This is a genomic window from Dehalococcoidia bacterium (assembly GCA_028711995.1).
Classification (GTDB): Bacteria; Chloroflexota; Dehalococcoidia; order SZUA-161; family SpSt-899; genus JAQTRE01.
The window spans coordinates 1-13589 of record JAQTRE010000077.1 but is presented as its reverse complement, the minus strand read 5'-3'; the positions used below and the strand labels follow the sequence as shown (position 1 = coordinate 13589).

The 13589-nt window shown below is 54.1% G+C and carries 15 protein-coding genes; 10 read left to right on the top strand and 5 right to left on the bottom strand.

All coding sequences use genetic code 11. The annotated features are described in order from the left end of the window. The first annotated feature begins 352 nt into the window (after nucleotides 1-352). From PHV74_10610 to PHV74_10600, 3 genes are all read left to right on the top strand, one after another. The gene (locus PHV74_10610) at nucleotides 353-718 is read left to right on the top strand and encodes a transposase (protein MDD5094813.1); all 366 of its coding nucleotides are present in this window, start codon (nucleotides 353-355) and stop codon (nucleotides 716-718) included. 287 nt (nucleotides 719-1005) lie between these two features. Then, nucleotides 1006-1263 carry a type II toxin-antitoxin system RelE/ParE family toxin gene (locus PHV74_10605; GenBank protein MDD5094812.1) on the top strand — a complete coding sequence of 86 codons (258 nt, stop codon included), beginning with the start codon at nucleotides 1006-1008 and terminating at the stop codon, nucleotides 1261-1263. Beyond that, nucleotides 1260-1652 carry a helix-turn-helix transcriptional regulator gene (locus PHV74_10600; protein ID MDD5094811.1) on the top strand — a complete coding sequence of 131 codons (393 nt, stop codon included), beginning with the start codon at nucleotides 1260-1262 and terminating at the stop codon, nucleotides 1650-1652. The genes PHV74_10605 and PHV74_10600 overlap by 4 nt, the downstream gene beginning before the upstream one ends. 679 nt (nucleotides 1653-2331) lie before the next feature. Here PHV74_10600 and PHV74_10595 read toward each other — a convergent pair. Continuing rightward, complete coding sequence (locus PHV74_10595; protein MDD5094810.1) at nucleotides 2332-3549, bottom strand: right-handed parallel beta-helix repeat-containing protein; 1218 nt, start codon at nucleotides 3547-3549, stop codon at nucleotides 2332-2334. Between the two features lie 407 nt (nucleotides 3550-3956). Between PHV74_10595 and PHV74_10590 the strand changes: the two genes are divergently transcribed. The 7 genes from PHV74_10590 to PHV74_10560 all read left to right on the top strand — a co-directional run bounded on the left by PHV74_10590 (nucleotide 3957) and on the right by PHV74_10560 (nucleotide 9333). Further along, nucleotides 3957-4796 carry an NAD(+)/NADH kinase gene (locus PHV74_10590; protein MDD5094809.1) on the top strand — a complete coding sequence of 280 codons (840 nt, stop codon included), beginning with the start codon at nucleotides 3957-3959 and terminating at the stop codon, nucleotides 4794-4796. A gap of 4 nt (nucleotides 4797-4800) precedes the next feature. After that, a complete protein-coding gene (locus PHV74_10585; protein MDD5094808.1) occupies nucleotides 4801-5256 on the top strand; it encodes an N-acetyltransferase in 456 nt (151 codons plus the stop codon). Beyond that, nucleotides 5253-5822 (top strand): NUDIX hydrolase, encoded by a 570-nt coding sequence (locus tag PHV74_10580; protein MDD5094807.1) that lies wholly within the window; start codon nucleotides 5253-5255, stop codon nucleotides 5820-5822. The genes PHV74_10585 and PHV74_10580 overlap by 4 nt, the downstream gene beginning before the upstream one ends. Nucleotides 5823-5872: 50 nt before the next feature. Next, nucleotides 5873-6487, top strand: a complete 615-nt coding sequence (locus PHV74_10575) for a glycerol-3-phosphate acyltransferase (GenBank protein ID MDD5094806.1) — start codon at nucleotides 5873-5875, stop codon at nucleotides 6485-6487. A gap of 144 nt (nucleotides 6488-6631) precedes the next feature. Next, complete coding sequence (locus tag PHV74_10570; protein MDD5094805.1) at nucleotides 6632-6787, top strand: hypothetical protein; 156 nt, start codon at nucleotides 6632-6634, stop codon at nucleotides 6785-6787. Nucleotides 6788-7299: 512 nt separating this feature from the next. Further along, on the top strand, nucleotides 7300-8349 hold the full coding sequence (locus PHV74_10565) for a radical SAM protein (protein MDD5094804.1): 1050 nt from the start codon (nucleotides 7300-7302) through the stop codon (nucleotides 8347-8349). A 426-nt stretch (nucleotides 8350-8775) separates the two neighbouring features. Beyond that, complete coding sequence (locus PHV74_10560; GenBank protein MDD5094803.1) at nucleotides 8776-9333, top strand: methyltransferase domain-containing protein; 558 nt, start codon at nucleotides 8776-8778, stop codon at nucleotides 9331-9333. Nucleotides 9334-9511: 178 nt separating this feature from the next. Here the strand turns inward: PHV74_10560 and PHV74_10555 are convergent, their stop codons facing one another. The 4 genes from PHV74_10555 to PHV74_10540 all read right to left on the bottom strand — a co-directional run. Next, the gene (locus PHV74_10555; protein MDD5094802.1) at nucleotides 9512-10918 is read right to left on the bottom strand and encodes a sodium ion-translocating decarboxylase subunit beta; all 1407 of its coding nucleotides are present in this window, start codon (nucleotides 10916-10918) and stop codon (nucleotides 9512-9514) included. A 46-nt stretch (nucleotides 10919-10964) separates the two neighbouring features. After that, complete coding sequence (locus tag PHV74_10550; GenBank protein MDD5094801.1) at nucleotides 10965-11192, bottom strand: hypothetical protein; 228 nt, start codon at nucleotides 11190-11192, stop codon at nucleotides 10965-10967. A gap of 101 nt (nucleotides 11193-11293) precedes the next feature. Next, nucleotides 11294-12718, bottom strand: a complete 1425-nt coding sequence (locus PHV74_10545; protein MDD5094800.1) for an NAD(P)/FAD-dependent oxidoreductase — start codon at nucleotides 12716-12718, stop codon at nucleotides 11294-11296. Continuing rightward, nucleotides 12708-13589 (bottom strand): hypothetical protein (locus PHV74_10540; protein ID MDD5094799.1); only part of this gene is annotated, 882 nt, incomplete at its 5' end. The genes PHV74_10540 and PHV74_10545, both read right to left, overlap by 11 nt.

Here is a 13589-nt window from a genome sequence, read left to right as displayed (position 1 = left end):
GCGTGGACAAGTGGACAACTCTTCGAGTTGACCCACATCTCCACGCCTCTGCTATTCCTCATTTGGGTAACCGCAATTATGAAGCAAATAACGTATTTTCGGTAACAGTTTCTATTGACGCAACACGGACACAAACACTTCCGATAGGCCCACTTCTTATCAGAAATGAACTACCCCGCCGCAAGCAGCGGGGTAGTTCATTGTTTCAAGATGAAGCCCGGTTTGGACGGATGAGTGATCCTCGCGCCTGTTGGGCGCCGACACCGATCAGGCCAATGATAAAAATGGCGCTGGTACGAGAGTTCAGGTATGAATACGCTGCGGTAAGCCCGTGGGATGGAGCCCTGATTATATGACATTGGAGAAGATGAACACCGAGAACATGAGTCGTTTTCTGAATCAAGTCCACCAGAATCATCTGGAAGATTTCATGATCATGGTACTGGATGACGCATCATCGCATAGAGGCAAGGAACTCATCGTTCCTGAGAATATCTCGCTTGTGTTCATGCCACCCTATTCACCCGAATTCAATCCGTCAGAACAGATATGGAATCGTCTCCGCAAGAATTACTTCGCCAACAAGGTCTTTCATTCGCTCGATGCCGTCACCCAACAAGCAGAACAAGGACTATTCGAGATGGCATCCGACAAAAATGCCGTTATGAGCTTAACCTACTGGCCATGGATCAAAAGTATCGACTTGACTGCAAACTAGAATAAGACGGGGGGTCATCCTTGCCAAGACCTCAGCTGCTTTTTAGCATAACGTCTTGGAGCGCGACCCCAAGAGCGCCATTTTTTGAGTGAGGTCCAGCTTCCGGGAGCAGGTTTTAGAACAACGGCTGTCCGGCATAAATTCTGGCGGCGGCTCAATTCGGACGTTGGCTTGCTACAGGACTCATCTTGTGAAACCTTGATTTTGCTTCCATGCCTCAGGCCCGAAGTGTTTTCACCAAGGAATCACTGGTTGCATACTAGTTAGCATTATGCTAACATTGGGCCATGCATGAGATTGTCTTTACAAAGCAAGCTGACAAGGCGTTGAGAATGATGCCAGCAGCCACTGCACAGCGGATAAGAGAGAAGCTTGATCGAATTGCCGAAGACCCTCATGCAACACATAAGAATGCGACGAGGCTTCAGAAGACACCAGCTTTTCGTCTGCGAATTGGTGATTGGCGGGTTATCTACGAAATCGACGGGCATGAGTTGCGAATCCTTGTGTTGAAGATTGGCCCGAGGGGAGGTGCATACAAATGAGCGTGCAGATTATTGAAAAGGATGGCAAGCCTGAGTGGGCAATAGTCCCGTATAACGTATACGCGCAGCTTTTGGCAGATGCCGAAATACTACAGGATATTCAAGATTATGAGGCAGCCAAGCGCGGTATCGAAGAAGGTGAGGAGCTAGTACCGAGTCAGCTGACCTACGCAATACTTGATGGCCAAAACCCCATCAAGGTCTGGCGTGAGCACCGCAGGCTCACGCAACAGCAACTGGCTGATCTTGCCGGCATCAGCAAAGCCTACCTTTCTCAGATTGAGACTGGGAAGCGTACCGGTAGCACCGAGGTCGTAGCGAGTATCGCAAAGGCGCTTCATCTTTCGCTAGACGACATAGTGCCCTCACCAACTCGCCCGGCTAAATGAACGGGCCAGCCAACACCTATAAGGCCTCCTCTTGTCAATAGGGCAGACCGTCTCCGTTGACCGGACCGGAGGTCTGGGCAATCCTTTTGTTTCGATATGGAGATGGCTTCTGTCTGTTCAGTATTCCGACTCGCTGTTTTGTTTAGGCTCGCAGGCCGAGTGTCTGCACCAAACACCTATTGGGGCTCTATTCCGCTTTAGGGCGGATGAGACCTCGGAGGGTCTCGTCCCAGAAACATACCGGTACCCATATGCCGGCCCGATCAATTCATGGAACTCAGATCAAGTGATCTGTCTCAGTTAGTCGGCGGGCTCGGGGATAGGGCAGAACACTCGAAACAAACAGGAAGTAATCCTTTTTGTTGGACGGGGACAGGGCAGGCTTCCAATCAACTGTTCAGAAACTCCCTGGCCTGTAAAGGGAAAAGCCTTAATCCGTCTCCCCGGTGAAAACCGGGGTCCAAGAGCGACTGGATTCCGGCCGGAGTTTACCCCGTACCCGATACGGGGCCGGAAAGACAAATGGGGCGTGATGGACTTGCCGCGCAAAGTTTCTTGCCGGGCGCATCCCACCGCGCGGAATCGGGAACTCAGAGTGACACAAATGGCAAAATAAATGAGGGCAGGCCCAGCGGGCCTGCCCTCCCTCTGTTAACCGCCAAGAGTCAATCCCAAAAGATCAAACCACCAACGCCTTGTTCTTCCTCAGCCGGAAGAATCCGGCCAGACCAAGCATTCCCATCAGGAGCAGAACCGCAGTGGCGATTTCCGGAAACGGGGCGGCTGGGCCGGTTGCCAGGGTCCACTCATCGGCTCCCATATCCGTGGTACCGTTATAGGGCCGAGCCTCTCCTTCAAAATCCGTGGCCGGGGCTCCAGTGTTGGTGCCAGTGTCAACACACGGGGAGAACTTGGTCAGATGGAAATCACCAGCTGCTGGGTTATAGAACAGCGGATCGGCATCGATGTTTCCGCCGAGATCGTTGCCCAAACCGGCATCCCAGTTATTATCGATGTCAAAGCTATCCTGAATATCCGAGAAGGATATGTTGGTCATGCTGTTATCATTGCAAATCTGGTCCCCTTGATCGCTTGCCGTGTTCCCCCACAGGATACAGTTGGTCACTGTCGGCGACGAGGCATTGTTGTACATCCCACCACCAAAAACGGCGGAATTGCCGGAGAAGCTGCAGTTGGTCACTGTCGGCGATGAGTCATAATTTTCCATCCCACCACCAGAAACGGCGGAATTACCGGAGAAGGTGCAGGCGGTCACTGTCGGCGATGAGTTTTCGTTGAACATCCCGCCACCAGCGTAATCGGGATATGCGCTGTTATTATCAGCATTTCCATCCGCAATGGTGAAACCATCCAGCATGGCGCTACTATCCAAGCTTAAACCATTGAGATGATTGAAAACATGGTAGCAATTATCCGAGCGATTGTTGATGAAATCCCCAGGGATGTCGTTCCCGTTCAGGTCCCCGCTGAGGATGGTCACATGGGCGGTAACATTCCGCTCGCCCAATGTGGTCTCCGTCCCGACAAAGCCGCCGTAAATGCCCACGCCTTTCTTCATCTGAAAGGTTGCGGTACGAGCATCAGAAGGGTCCGTTTGCACACTTGGCGTGTAGGTTCCCACGGCCACCCAGATCTGGTCTCCAGAGACCGCTGTAGTCAGGGCGCTTTGAAGGTCTGTGTAGGCCTTGGCCCATGAAGAGCCATCGGCGGAGATACCGGTTGCATCAACATCAACGTAGATAATTGTGCCGCTGGCGTGGGCCGTCCCCGGCGAGCCCGCCATCAACGCCGCAGGCAATGCTGCCGCCAGCAAGATCAGGACCACCATTGTAGCGATGAATCTGCGAGTTGGGATCAGATCGTCCATTGATATCATTCTCTCCCCCCTTTCAACAAAGACCTACTGAGCCTTTGGCCGTGACTGACATACTTATACCACTATCTTTACCCCGTGTCTAGGGCTAAGAGACCTTCATCAGGTTAAATCTTGGTTAAAATTTGGTAAATTGAGGTAAATTTCGAATGTTCATTTGCGGCCGAGAAAGCCCTGAAGAAAGAGTCCCTCCTGTGGGGATATCGGGGTTCTCCGCAGAGATACAGACTGCCTGGCAATTACCCCCAAAATATCACCCTGAGCAGGAGAAGGGCCTCAGATTCCTCATTATCTCTCCGAATGACAAGGAGAACAATCTTACCATGGATCGGCCTTTGTCGGATTCAAATGGAGACCGATGATCCTCCTCTCTTGGTGTCTCAATAGCTTTTTATGTTAGAATCTAGCTGATGAAAAGCATGCAGAAAGTGGGCGTTCTGTTCAATCCTAGAATTGAAGCAGCAAAGGGCTTGGCCCTGGAGATAGCCAAGACCCTCGGAAAATTGCAAAACCCGGTATGGATTTGTCCCACCCCCAATGAGAGAGAGGCGTCAGAACAGCTTACCGGAACCGAGATGATCCTCAGCCTCGGCGGGGACGGCACCATCCTGCGGGTGGCACGGCTGGTTGCGCCTGCGGGAATTCCTATTCTAGGCGTAAACATGGGCAGCTTGGGGTTTACCACCGAACTCACCAGCCAGGAAGCGCTTAGCAAGATTCCCCGATTCCTTCAAGGGGAAGGCTGGATTGATGAACGCACCATGCTCCAGGCCGAACTGCCCTCACACACAGGCTCACCGATCCTTCATGCCTTGAATGATGTGGTCGTTGCCAGAGGCGAGTTTGTCCGGGTGATCCAGGTCAAAACATCCGTCAACCGTGAGCCAATCACCACCTACAAGGCCGATGGCGTTATTGTGGCCACAGCAACCGGATCCACCGGATATTCCCTGTCTGCCGGCGGCCCTATCATTTTCCCGGCGGCCAAAGAGTTGCTCCTCACGCCAATCATGTCTCACTTGGGATTGACCACTGCCCTGGTGCTATCCTCAGAATCCGTGGTCGAGCTTGAAGTGCAGACCGCTCATCAGGCCAGAATCAGCATCGATGGGCAGATCGAATTCCCGTTGCAGAGCGGGGACGTGATTAAAATAAGCCGCAGCCCCTATACTGCCCGACTCTTGAGAATCCAGCCACGAACTTTTTTCCATCAGACGTTGTTGCAACGCTTGAGCGGCAAGGGAGGATGAGCCAGTGAAAGTTGAAAAAGCCAAGATTACTGATGTGCCCCGGATTCACAAACTGGTCAACCACTTCGCCACAAAGGACCGAATGCTGGCCCGTCCGCTAAGCGAACTCTATGAAGACGTGAGGGATTTCTTTGTTGTCCGCCAGGGAGATGTAGTGGCGGGCTGCGGAGCCGCACACGTTAACTGGGCCGATCTGGTGGAAATCAAGGCTCTGGCCGTGGACGAAAAACATCAGCACAAAGGCATCGGGGCAGCCATCGTCGAGGCCTGTATTGCAGAAGCCAGACAGATGGACGTACCGAATGTCTTCTGTTTGACCTATGAGACTGTTTTCTTCGGCAAATTCGGATTTGAGAAAGTCGGCCTGATGGAGCTTCCCCGCAAAGTCTGGGGGGAATGCCAGCGATGTCCCAAGTATCCCGATTGCGACGAAACTGCCATGATCCTGAAACTGAGGTGAACCCGTTGACAGTGGAGAAGCTTTTAGCCAGAAAGCAGATTTACAAAGGCAAAAGAGTCAGCCTGCGGCTGGATAAAATTCAGCTGCCCTCGGGCAGGGAAACGATCCGAGAGATCGTCGAATTTCCCAACTGTGTGGCGGTTGTGGCCATCGATTCCGAAGAGAACGTCCTTCTGGTTCGCCAATACCGCACCGCCGTGGATCGAATGTTGCTGGAAATCCCGGCAGGCAAAATAGAACCGGAGGAACACCCGCAACAGGCCGCCTATCGTGAATTGAGGGAAGAGACCGGCTATTCGGCAGATGAGACTCAGGACCTTGGCGGCTTCTATGCCGGACCGGGGTATTCCACCGAGTATCTTCACCTCTATCTGGCCACTGAATTGACCCCGACCGATGAGACTCCCGATGGCGATGAGATCATGAATGTCTTCCGCGTGCCGTTGCAGGATATACCCGCCCTGATCGCCAAGGGGGACATCTGCGATGCCAAGAGCGTCGCCGGTCTCCTGAGGGTGTTGACGGAACGGACTTCCTTCAACACCGGATGTGATGTGGTACAATAAGCCAACTTGATAAAAGCAAGCCATTCGTAACGAACACGTGATGGGAGGATATGGGCATATTTCTCGGCCTGCTTGTTAGCTACCTCCTGGGCTCCTTCCCGACGGCCTATCTGATGGGCCGATGGCGTAAGGGCATCGATATCCGCCAGGAAGGCAGCCATAACATGGGGGCCATGAATACCCTCTATCGGGTGGGGGTATTCGAAGGGATAATGGTCCTCTTGATCGATATCGCCAAAGGGCTGGGCGCGGTCCTGTTTGTTCAGTGGCTCGACCAATCCCTGGCAATCCAGATGCTGGCCGGAGCAACCGTGATTCTGGGGCACATCTACCCGGTCTTTCTGAAATTCCGCGGAGGGAAAGGCGGAGCCACCTGCATCGGAGTGCTGTTTGCCCTGATGCCCCAGGGGATTCCCATCTACCTTGCCCTGTTTGCCCTGATCCTGATCATCAGCCGTTTCATTACCTTGGCCTATAGTGTTTCGCTGTGGGTCTTCCCCGTCGTCGCCTGGCTAGTCTATGAATCCTCGTCGATGGTGACCTACTCAATAGGACTTCTCATCGTGCTGGGGTTACGGTATGTTCCCCGCGCCATGCAGATACGTTCCACTGCGGGTGGCTGGAACCGGGCATTGTTCCGCCGGAACCTGAAGGAACGCTTCTAGCATTTGTCTGCAAAGAAGAGCATCACACCCACGTTCATACTTCGACAAGCTCAGCATGAACGGAGCGCCTTTTCTGCCAAAGGACACGCAAACATCGGTCACCTCTAACCCAAAAGAGAGCCAGAACTTGCTAGGAGGATCACTGTGGAAGAGAAGAGCACAGACAAGCCGATGGTATGGGTAAAGGATCGGGCCGGTAACGAGTTTCTCTGCCAGATCGATGCACTGAAAGACCCCAAGGAGTTCCCCGAGATCGATCTGGAGAATTGCATCGACGATGCCAAAATGATCTGGTGGTGAAGTTTGCCCAACACGTCCATCTTAAATCCCCTTGACAATCGGGAGATGGAAGGGCTATGATAGTCACACTCTGGAGAGGGAGTGCGTCTGGACTCAGGCAATGACCCTCATATACATCCGTCCACACCCCCCTGTGCGGATGGCTGAAGATCAAAGCACGGCTCTCTGTATTCCACAGAATATATTTCTTCTTTTGCGGTCATAGCGCCCGGCTCAAAGTGTTGGACTCGTTCCACTACCAAACGAGGGAGGTGAACACCGTGAAGAAACCACTTGGGACAGAAGCCCTCAAAAGAGAAGCGGCCTTCTGGAAAGCGATGAGAGAGGCGGCAGAGAAGAGCAACCCTGCATTTTGCCGCAAGTGAAAGAGCTGAAAGAACGAATGATGCCGGTTCGGCATCAAAGCCATCACTGCTCACCGCACTTCAGCACACTCAAGATCGAAGCCCCGGAGGGGGAGAGGGTTGGTTTGTGCTTCAGGGGACGCTTGTGATCCCCCATGAGGTTCAGGGATGTCGATATCTCAACAGCAGGATTTCTTGATCCAGTGGCACCTGACAGAGCGCTGCAATCTGAGATGCAAGCACTGCTATCAATCCAGTCCAGATACCGATGAGATGTCCTTTCCCGAGATTCTGGGGGTTCTCGATGAGATCGCCCAGATGTTCGAGGCATGGTCGCAAGCTTATAACATGGCGTTTTCCCCCAGTTTGACCATCACGGGTGGCGAACCGTTCTTGCGTAGCGATCTGTTCGATATCCTTTCCGCTATCAGGGAACACGGTTTTGAGTTCAGCATCCTCTCAAACGGCACCCTTATCGATCCCATGACTGCCAGACGCCTGAGCGAGCTGGACGTTTCCGGGGTTCAGGTAAGCATTGAAGGGCCGCGAGAGATTCACGAGAAGATCAGGGGCAGAGGAACCTTTGACTCAGCGCTGGAGGGTGTGCGCAATCTTGTCACCGAGGGTATACCGGTCACCCTGAATGCAACGCTTTCATTGCTGAATGCCGATGAGCTTATGGCGCTGGTGGATGTCTCGCTGGCCGCAGGCGTGCAAAAACTGGGGTTTTCGAGGCTGGTTCCCTGGGGAAGGGGCAGGGCGCTCTATGACCAGGCACTCACCCCGAACCGCGTGCAGTCCCTCTATGAAATGCTGTTTTCCCTCAATCCGGATGGGCTCAAGCTGGTATCGGGGGACCCGTTGGCCTTGCAAATGCAATCGCAGGATTCTGATCCAGTCACCTCTGATGTTCCGATGGGGGGCTGCGCCGCAGGCGTCTCCGGCATAACGCTGATGCCGGATGGAACCGTAATGCCCTGCAGACGGCTCGATATCGGCATAGGCAATCTGAGAAGGGATTCTCTGCGCGAGATATGGGCTACTTCGGAAGTACTGGAGGCTCTCCGGGACAAGAATCGATATACCGGCCGATGCCGGAGTTGCCGCCGATGGGCCAACTGCCGCGGCTGCCGGGCCATCGCCTATGCGTGGTCCGGCGATTTCCTTTCCGTTGATCCGCAGTGTTTTCTGCCCGACAATTCGATCTATGAGAATTGAGTGACCTCTCACTAAGTGGTGCAGGACACTTCCTGCCAGGGGCCTGCCCTCGGCCGAGATCGGGGGTTCAAGGGTGTCCCCCAAGTTTTCCTGCTTCCCCCAAGAGTGGGGGCCAGGGGGGTGAATTCCCTCAATCAGCACTTGACTCAATTAGAAAAGGAGAATGAGAAAATGCCAAGTCTGCGAGCTTTTTTCACCAACATGAAAGCTCCCATCCCCTTTCATCGAAAAATATACCTGCTCTTCAGAAACAACGCCACCAAAATATGGAAGAGACAGAGCTGCTGCGGCCATCCGGGGGAACCCGGCTGCTGAGAAGCAGATGAATCGCTTCCTCGTTGAGGAAGTCGCCCCATTTGCTGAGGTTGACTCAGAGTATCGCAGTCCACCATTAAGAAAACTCTTTCGGCCAGCGGAGATGAGATAATGGCAGAAGCTGAAATGCACCCGCGCCGTTTTCACGCTCACCCGGACCGGCTGCGTTCTCCCGAGAGGATGGCCCGGCTGGAGATAGACCGCGTGGTTGGATTGAGCATCGAGGGATTGGCACCTAGGTCAATGATCGACATCGGAACAGGCACCGGAGTGTTCGCCGAGGCATTTGAGGGGATCGGACTGGAGGTGGCCGGGATAGACACCAGTGCGGAGATGCTGACCATTGCGCGAAGTTACGTGTCGTCGGCCAAGTTTGTAGAAGCTGCGGCCGAAGCAGTTCCGTATCCGGACCGTTCATTTGATCTGGTGTTTCTGGGACACCTTCTCCACGAGGCAGATGATCCGCTCAAGGCGCTCAAGGAAGCCAGGCGACTTGCCCGGATGAGAGTGATTGTCCTGGAGTGGCCATATCGGGAAGAGGAGCACGGTCCCCCTCTGAAGGATCGGCTGAGCCCTGATGTCATTCAAGGCCTTACCAGCCAGGCAGGTTTCCACATATCTGAAAGAATAGGGCTGATGCATATGGACCTTTACCGCCTGACCGTGTGAGAGGTTGACGCTCGGTAATTGGAGGTGAACTCTGCTATAGTGCTGGACGCCATGGGATTGGATCGATCAGCCAAAATACAGCTTCACATCGGCTGGGGCGAGTCGTGTGATCGTCTCCTGAAAGACCAGTATGAACGTTTCCCCATCGAAAGTGGGAAACACGCCATCGGGGCCTATGCTAGCCGCCTATCTTGCCCAGCAATGCCCCTGCAACCACCGCAGTACCGATTACGCCGGCGACATTTGGCCCCATCGCATGCATGATCAAGAAGTTGCGCGGGTTTGCTTCTTGCCCCATCCGTTGCACCACTCGAGCCGACATCGGCACCGCCGAAACTCCAGCGGCCCCGATCAACGGGTTTATCGGCTCTTCGGAGAACTTGCCCATCACTTTGGCAAATATAATCCCTATTGCAGTCGCAGAAGCAAAGGCAAAGATTCCGAGTCCGAAAATAATCAGGGTATCCCTCTTGATAAAATTCTCCGCCGTCATCATACTTCCCACGGAGATGCCCAGGAATATGATGAGGATGTCCATGAATGATTCGCCCGCTGTTTTGGCCAGTCTGTCAACCACTCCCGAAACCTGCAACAGATTCCCGAACATGAACATAGAAATCAGCGGAGCCGATTCGGGAACCAGCAGTATGATCGCAATGGCACCGATGAAGGGAAAGAGTATCTTTTCCAGGCGTGAAACCTCTCTCAGTTGCGGTTTCATATATATCGCTCGTTCTTCTTTGCTTGTCATCAGCCTGATAACGGGAGGCTGGATGAGAGGAACCATCGCCATATAAGTGTAGGCAGCCACCGCAGTAGTTCCCAAGAGCTGCGGAGATAATCTACTGGTGAGGAAGATCGTCGTTGGCCCGTCAGCTCCGCCTATTATCCCGATCGAAGCCGCCTCCCTGATTCCGAAGTCCGTCCATCCCAGCCAGCCTTCCCCCACAGCCAGAGCGGCAAAAAAGGCGATAAAGACCCCACCCTGCGCTGCTGCTCCAAGAAACAGCATCTTGGGATTGGCAATAAGAGGCCCGAAATCAGTCAAAGTTCCCAGCCCCAGAAATATCAGACACGGGATCAGTTCTCCGTTCGCAATACCGAACTCGAATATTCTTGAGAAGAGCCCGGTTGCACTTGCCCCTTCGGCCAGCACCGAAACCTGTGTCAGCCTGACCAACGGGTCATGGGCATAAACTGCATCACCGACTGCAACGTGGATATCGGATTTCTTGATCCTTCCGTCTTCTGTGGCCACGATGTCCTGCACCGTTCCATCCGGAAGGGTTATCCGGAATAGAAGCGATCCTTCCTCAACTTTGACATCATCATCCGGCTCTTCCAGTTCCTGCAACTTGGGGCTCACATAGGTGACTTCCCCATTTACCGGGGCCTTGATATCGAGTTGGGCATCCACCAGTCCGGCGAAGAGGTTAACCGAAAGGATAGCGAATCCTAAGGGGATCAAAAGCAAAGGCTCCCATTTCTTCTTGATGCCAAGATATACAAGAAGGCAGGCGACGAAAACCATTACCAACTGATGCCAGCCAAACGCGTCAAATCCGGTTTTAATCAAGCTGTTCATTTCCTAATCCCTTGAAGTTAGCCGTCAAGCCCCTGTGGGCACTGCTTCACTTTTGATTCTCCTCCGGGGGGTTCTCCTCCGGATTTTGGCCTGGTCCCAGCTTTCGGAGAACCACAGCCACTATGGACATGACCATGAACAGGATGATCAAGATTGCGAGAACTGCGCCGCAACTCACCCCTGCCACTTCTGCGGCGTCTCCCCACCCCGAATTGCTGATGGCAGCGGCTATTGAATCCGCGTTGACCCCATGGGGACTACTTATCGTGAACATTTACCATTTCCTCGTTTGCTCAAAGGAGCTAACCCGTATGTCGAAGCACGCCGGAGAACCCTCGACAATCTCTTCCGAGACACATTAACACCTGTGACCTTCTATACCTCCCGAAGGACCGTTTTTGCCGCATGGTATCCGCACATTCCATGCACACCGGCCCCCGGCGGCATGGACGAAGAGCACAGGTAAACCCCTTTCAAAGGCGTGGCGTACGGTTTCCATTGCCCCAGAGGTCTCACGCGCAGGCGGAAAGGATTCTGAACACCTCCGGCAATATCTCCCCCGATGTAGTTCGGATTGTAGTCTTGCATATCTGAGGTGTTCATGACCTTCTTCGCCAGAATGAGATCGCGAAAACCCGGAGCGAAATGTTCAATCTGGGCTTCAATTCTCGGCGACATATCGAAGGTCGACCCGTTGGGAACGTGGCAGTAAGCCCATGCCGACTGCTTGCCATCGGGGACGCGCGTGGGATCAAAGAGGCTCGGTTGCGCCAGAATGACCAGCGGCTTTTCGGGATGCTCTCCCTTCCAGACCGCATTCTCCGCTGTTGCAATTTCCTTGAAGGCTCCCCCAACGTGAACCGTGGCTGCTTTCAGGCATTGGCTGTCTTTCCACGGAATGGGGCCGCTCAGCGCCCAGTCCATTTTGAATACGCCTGGTCCGTGGGAATGCTCCACGAGTCGCTCTCTATACGACGGCGGAAGCTGATCTCCGGCGATGGCCGCCAGCTGTCGCGGGGTCACATCCAGCAAGATTGCTTTCGATTTCGGCAAGTCTCTCAGCGATCGGACTTCGATGCCGGTGCTCACTTCCCCACCCAAGGCCACGAGACAACGTACTAAAGCGTCTCCTATGCTCTGCGAGCCGCCCTTGGCTATCGGCCAGCCCGTGCTATGACCGGCGGCGCACAGCATCAATCCAAAAGCAGCCCCCCAACCACGGTCCGTCGGCAGGATAGAATGAGCAGCAACACCGGCAAAAAGGACACGCGCTCTTTCCGACTTGAAACGGCTTTGCACAAAATAGTCGACGGACTCGCCCGCCAGAGACCCGAACCGATTCAACACCAGGGGATGTCTGGGAAAATGCAGCGGCCCCAGAGCGTCATCCAGCAGCTTATCCCAATTCTCGGCCAGCGGTTTCATCAGCCTGCTGTAGCGCTTCGCGTCCGTTCCAAGAGTCTGGGCGGTGGCATCAACGGAATGCTCCAGCAATACAGCTGCGCCGTCATCGAGGGGGTGAGCAAGCGAGGCCGGGGAATGAACCCATTCCAAGCCGTGCGAGGCCAGATCGAGCGAACGGAAGAAAGGGGACGCAACTCCCATCGGGTGAACTGCCGAGCAAACATCGTGAACAAATCCGGGGAGGGTCAGCTCAGAGGAGCGCATACCGCCCCCGATCTTATCTTTGGCCTCAACCACCAGAACCGAACGTCCGGACCGGGCCAGCGTTATGGCAGCAGCTAATCCATTCGGCCCCGATCCAACAACAACTGCGTCGTATTCGAGTCTATTCGGCATCTGTCTTCTTTCCGCCCCGATTCCCAAGCCATCTGAAAGGCATGTAGATAAGAGTCCTGATCTGGGCATTGTACCAGATATTGCCTGCTTGCGACCACTGCATCTTAGCATCCACGCATGTGGGCTCTACCGTGATATCCGGTGACACGCCCAGATGTGTGGCCAGAGAAGTGAGGACGTGAGTCCATATCTTCACCTGCATCTTTGAGCCGACAACTCGAAAAGCGGCTTCGAAGAGGGGATCGTTGGCGCGGGCGAGTCCGAGTATCTGCACGACGGTTTCTCCCTCCGTCCTGAAAGCGCTGAAGGTCACCCACCCCGACTCGGGATGCCCTTGAGGTGTAATGAAGGTGAAGGATCGCTCATCGGCGTAGAGCACCATCACACCAGTGGAAACCGGACCTCCCGGTGTGGATGAGTCGATGGCCACTACCTCTCCGGGCTGAATCCCTGCAGGCATGGGATAGAATCGATTGTAGGGAGGTTGGAAGCTGGGGAAGTTTTTCGTCAATGCTTTGATGGCGTCTTCAGGGGTGATGCCGGTTTTACTCACTCGCAATCGATACACCTTCTGCCAGAGTTGCCCAAATCCCTCCACCGGGCCGACGACACGCAGACCCTTCATATTCCTGTTGATCGCTTCCGGCGGCATCGGAGGAACGGTGAGTCGGGAAACCGGTTTTGCCCAATAGGAGATATCTCGCGCGTTGGCTTGCGGAGCTTCACCAGAGACCGACTTATCGGCCGAAGCTCCTGCTGATGAGATCGCCTCTTCCCGGCTGCCGTGGATGGCGATGACCTGATCTAGGCCCGTCACATTCAGAACATCTCGGTAATGCGCGCTTACTCCATAGGCCAGTAAACGCTGGCC

Bases quoted from the DNA above. Each gene is read 5' to 3' on its own strand.
- PHV74_10575 (MDD5094806.1), top strand. From the start codon at position 5,873: ATGGGCATATTTCTCGGCCTGCTTGTTAGCTACCTCCTGGGCTCCTTC.
- PHV74_10610 (MDD5094813.1), top strand. From the start codon at position 353: ATGACATTGGAGAAGATGAACACCGAGAACATGAGTCGTTTTCTGAAT.
- PHV74_10565 (MDD5094804.1), top strand. From the start codon at position 7,300: ATGTCGATATCTCAACAGCAGGATTTCTTGATCCAGTGGCACCTGACA.
- PHV74_10560 (MDD5094803.1), top strand. From the start codon at position 8,776: ATGGCAGAAGCTGAAATGCACCCGCGCCGTTTTCACGCTCACCCGGAC.
- PHV74_10545 (MDD5094800.1), bottom strand. From the start codon at position 12,718: ATGCCGAATAGACTCGAATACGACGCAGTTGTTGTTGGATCGGGGCCG.
- PHV74_10555 (MDD5094802.1), bottom strand. From the start codon at position 10,918: ATGAACAGCTTGATTAAAACCGGATTTGACGCGTTTGGCTGGCATCAG.
- PHV74_10590 (MDD5094809.1), top strand. From the start codon at position 3,957: ATGAAAAGCATGCAGAAAGTGGGCGTTCTGTTCAATCCTAGAATTGAA.
- PHV74_10550 (MDD5094801.1), bottom strand. From the start codon at position 11,192: ATGTTCACGATAAGTAGTCCCCATGGGGTCAACGCGGATTCAATAGCC.
- PHV74_10600 (MDD5094811.1), top strand. From the start codon at position 1,260: ATGAGCGTGCAGATTATTGAAAAGGATGGCAAGCCTGAGTGGGCAATA.
- PHV74_10595 (MDD5094810.1), bottom strand. From the start codon at position 3,549: ATGATATCAATGGACGATCTGATCCCAACTCGCAGATTCATCGCTACA.
- PHV74_10605 (MDD5094812.1), top strand. From the start codon at position 1,006: ATGCATGAGATTGTCTTTACAAAGCAAGCTGACAAGGCGTTGAGAATG.